Raw genomic sequence first — 4,205 nt, forward strand, 5'->3', positions numbered from 1 at the left:
GGTGACCGGGGACCAGCCGTTCTGGGCGGCACGAGTCGCCGCCCTCGGCGCCGCCGGCGGCCCGATTCCCTTCCGGTCCCTCACCGCCGAACGGCTCGCCGGTGCGCTCGGCGACGTCGTACGGCAGCAGTCGTACGCGCGAGCCGCGCAGAAGGTCGCACGGCACATGGCGGGCGAGGACGGGGCGGGGCGGGCCGTCGAGGCCGTCCGGCAGGTGGCCGGGGAGTGATTACGCGGGCAACCACGCCTTCCACGTGTCCGGGTGCTCCTTGACCCACCGTTCGGCCGCCTTCTCCGCCGGCAGCTTCTCCTCCGCGATCATTTGCGCGACCTCGTTCTGGTCCGCCTTCGTCCAGTGGAAGTTCTTCAGGAAGCGGGCCGCCTTGCCGCCCTCGCGGGTGAAGCCGGCGTTGAGGAACTTCTTCAGGGGCGTGGTGGGGTACGCGCAGTCGATGGACGACGGGTCGTCGGTGCCCTTCTTGTCGCAGGCGTCGGTGTGATCGGGGAGTTTGACCTCGGCCATCGGCACCTCGTTGAAGAGCCACTGGGGCTCGTACCAGTAGGTGAGGAAGGGCCGCTTGTCCTTGGCGAACTGCTTGATCTGGGTGATCTGCGCCGCCTCGGAGCCCGCGAAGACGACCTGGTAGTCCAGACCCAGGTTCTTCACCAGCGCCTTGTCGTTGGTGACGTAGGACGGGGAGCCGTCCAGGAGCTGTCCCTTGCCGCCGCTCTCCGGGGTGCGGAGCTGCGCGGCGTACTTGTTCAGGTTCTTCCAGTCGAGGACGTCCGGGTGGGCGTCGGCGAAGTACTTCGGCACCCACCAGCCGATGTGGCCGGTGACGCCGAGGGCGCCGCCGTCGGTGACCGTCTTCTTGTCCGTGACGTAGCGCTTCTCCTGGTCCGGGTGGCCCCAGTCCTCCAGGATCGCGTCGACGCGGCCCTGGCTGAGGGCGTCCCAGGCAGGGACCTCGTCGACCTGCACGGTGTCGACGCGGTAGCCGAGCTCGTGCTCCAGCAGGTACTGGGCGACGGCCGCGTTGGCACGGGCGCCGACCCAGGACTGGACGGACAGGGTCACGGTCTTCGCGCCCTGCGCGTTGGCGTACGGCGAGGACTGCCTGGTCATGTCGGCCGCGCCGCAGCCGGAGAGGGCGGCGCCGGCCAGGAGGGTGGTGGCGGCCGCCATGGCCGCCAGGGCTGTGCGCTTCATCAGTGCGCCTCCTTCGCCTTCGTCGGCTGGGTCACCCGGTCGAGCATCAGTCCCAGGCAGGCGATCGCCGTGCCGGCGACCAGCCCGGTCGCCAGGTCGCCCTGGGCCAGGCCGAAGACGACGTCGTAGCCGAGCGCCCCGCCGCCGACGAGGCCGCCGATGATGACGACCGACAGCACGAGCACCACGGCCTGGTTGACGGCCAGCAGCAGCTCGGGGCGGGCGAGGGGGAACTGGACCTGCCGCAGCTGCTGCCCGCCGGTCGCGCCGAGCGAGCGGGCGGACTCCAGCGCGCCCGGGTTCACCTGGCGCAGGCCCTGGCCGACGATGCGGACGACGGCCGGCAGCGCGTACACGATCGCCGCGGCGGCGGCCGGGGCGCGGCCGACGCCGAACAGGGCGACGACCGGGATCAGGTACACGAACTGCGGCATCGTCTGGAAGACGTCCAGGACCGGGCGCAGCAGCCGCTCGGTGCGCGCGCTGCGCGCGACGGCCACGGCGATCGCGAAGCCCAGGGCGAGCGTGACGGCGACGGCCGCCAGCACCTGGGAGAGCGTGTCCATGGCCGTGTCCCACTTGCCGAGGACGCCGATGGCGGCCAGGGAGGCCACGGCGGTGGCGGCGGTGCGCCAGGTGCCGATGGGCCAGGCGAGGGCGGCGACGAGCAGGAGCGCTCCCCACCAGGGCAGGGCCGTCAGGCCGGAGCGCAGGGGGTCGAGGATCCAGCCGGTGTAGTGGGCGGCGAGGTCGGCGGTGCCGCCGATGCCGGGGAGACCGGTGTAGAGGTGGTCGACGATCCAGTCCTTGGCGGTGTTGACCGGCGTCGCTATCGCGACGGTCCAGTGGTCGGGCCAGCTGCCTGCTCCCGGGAGCCGGCCGAGGGCGGCCACCGCCGCGGTGCCCGCGACCCAGGTGAGTGCGGTCCGGGTGCGGGCCGATGGGGTCTGTGCCCGTCCGTTCCGCCCTGCGGAACGACTGCCCACAGACCTGTCGAGCACCACGGCCAGGAGGACGATCGGGATGCCCGCTGCCAGGGCGCTGCCCACGTCCACCGTGGAGAGGGCCTGGTAGACGCGGTCGCCCAGGCCGTCGGCACCGATGACCGAGGCGATGACGGCCATGGAGAGGGCCATCATGATGCTCTGGTTGACGCCCAGCAGGAGTTCGCGGCGGGCGAGGGGCAGGCGGGCGGTCAGCAGGCGCTGGACCGGGCCGGCACCGAGCGAGTCGACGGCTTCCAGGACGCCCTTGTCGGCGCCGCGCAGGCCGAGCGCGGTGAGGCGGGCCATCGGCGGGGCCGCGTAGACGACCGTGGCCAGGACGGCGGGCGCCACGCCGATGCCGAAGACGAGCACGACGGGCAGCAGATAGGCGAAGGCGGGCAGCGCCTGCATGGTGTCGAGGACCGGGCGCAGGGCGCGGAAGGTGCGGTCCGAGAGGCCGGCGGCCAGGCCCAGCAGGGCGCCGAGGGTGACGGACGCGGCGACGGCGACGACCATCAGCGCGAGCGTGCGCATCGTCGGCACCCACATGCCCAGCAGGCCGCACACCGCGAAGGACAGCAGGGCGGTCAGGCCCGCCCGCCGGCCGGCGCAGCGCCAGGCCAGCAGGGTGGCGCCGGCCGTGACGCCCGCCCAGCCGAGGGCGAGGAGGACGACGTAGACGGCGTGGACGGACGTGACGATGGCGTTGCTGATGTGCCCGAAGAAGTAGAGGAAGACCCAGTGGCTGTCGCGGTTGTCGATGATCCAGTCGTTGGCCCGGCCGAGCGGGCCGTCGACGGCGACGGTCAGCGCGTGGGGCCAGCTGCCGCTGCCCCAGTGGGCGTGCGCGAGGGGGACGAGCAGGGCCGCGGCGCCCGCGAGCAGGAGGAGCTTGCGGGCGGCGGTGTGCCGAAGGAGGCGGGCGAGTGCCGGGGGCACCCGCACCGCGGGTTTCACGGGGGTGGTGGCTGTGCTCATGCGGCGGCCTTCTCCGTACGGTCCAGGCCGGCGACGACGCCGAGCAGGCTCGTGGAGTCCACGACGCCCAGGCAGCGCCCGGAGTCGACGACGCGGGCGGTGGAGCCGGTGCGGGCCACGGCCTCGATGGCGTCGGCGACGGTGGTGGCGGGGCTCAGGGCGGGGCCGGTGTTCGCCTCGCCGGCGAGGGGGGCGCGCATGGCCCGGCGGACGGTGAGGACCTGCTCGCGCGGCACGTCGCGGACGAAGTCGCGGACGTAGTCGTCGGCGGGCGAGCCGACGATCTCCTCGGGGGTGCCGCACTGCACGACGCGGCCGGCGCGCATCAGGGCGATGCGGTCGCCGACGCGCAGCGCCTCGGAGAGGTCGTGGGTGATGAAGACCATGGTGCGGCCCTCGTCGCGGTGCAGGCGGACGACCTCTTCCTGCATCTCGCGGCGGATGAGCGGGTCGAGCGCGCTGAACGGCTCGTCGAAGAGCAGCACTTCGGGGTCGGCGGCCAGGGCGCGGGCGAGGCCGACGCGCTGCTGCTGGCCGCCGGAGAGCTGGCCGGGGCGGCGGGACTCCAGGCCGGCGAGGCCGACCTTGCCGACCATCTCGGCGGCCCGGGCGCGGCGTTCGGCCTTGCCGGCTCCCTGGATCTCCAGGCCGTAGGCGACGTTGTCGAGCACGGTGCGGTGCGGGAGCAGGCCGAAGTGCTGGAAGACCATGGCGGCGCGATGCCGGCGCAGGTCGCGCAGGGTGCCCTTGTCCATGGCGCAGACGTCCTCGCCGTCGATGGCGATGGTGCCGCCGGTGGGCTCGATGAGCCGGGTCAGGCAGCGCACGAGCGTGGACTTGCCGGAGCCGGACAGGCCCATGACGACGAAGCACTCGCCGGGCCGCACGTCGAAGGAGACGTCGCGCACGGCGACGGTGCAGCCGGTCTCCTGGCGGAGGGCCTCCGCGTCCAGCTCGGCCAGCGGACTGCCGGGCACGCGATCGGCCTTCGGCCCGAAGACCTTCCACAGGTTGCGCACCTTGAACACGGG

Annotated in this window: 3 protein-coding genes and 1 pseudogene; 1 reads left to right on the top strand and 3 read right to left on the bottom strand. The window is 73.4% G+C overall.

Translation table 11 applies throughout. The features are described 5' to 3' along the window. Positions 1-229: pseudogene (locus AB0K09_RS30450) on the top strand (glycosyltransferase); the annotation flags it as partial. Here the strand turns inward: AB0K09_RS30450 and AB0K09_RS30455 are convergent. The 3 genes from AB0K09_RS30455 to AB0K09_RS30465 form a co-directional block, all read right to left on the bottom strand. Beyond that, the gene (locus tag AB0K09_RS30455) at positions 230-1,186 is read right to left on the bottom strand and encodes an ABC transporter substrate-binding protein (RefSeq protein ID WP_366068638.1); all 957 of its coding nucleotides are present in this window, start codon (positions 1,184-1,186) and stop codon (positions 230-232) included. Between the two features lie 23 nt (positions 1,187-1,209). Further along, a complete protein-coding gene (locus tag AB0K09_RS30460) occupies positions 1,210-3,174 on the bottom strand; it encodes an ABC transporter permease subunit (protein ID WP_366068636.1) in 1,965 nt (654 codons plus the stop codon). Then, a partial coding sequence (locus AB0K09_RS30465) for a glycine betaine/L-proline ABC transporter ATP-binding protein (RefSeq protein WP_366068637.1) occupies positions 3,171-4,205 on the bottom strand: 1,035 nt, incomplete at its 5' end. The genes AB0K09_RS30465 and AB0K09_RS30460, both read right to left, overlap by 4 nt.

It is taken from the genome of Streptomyces sp. NPDC049577 (assembly GCF_040675635.1).
In the GTDB taxonomy this organism is placed as follows: Bacteria; Actinomycetota; Actinomycetes; order Streptomycetales; family Streptomycetaceae; genus Streptomyces.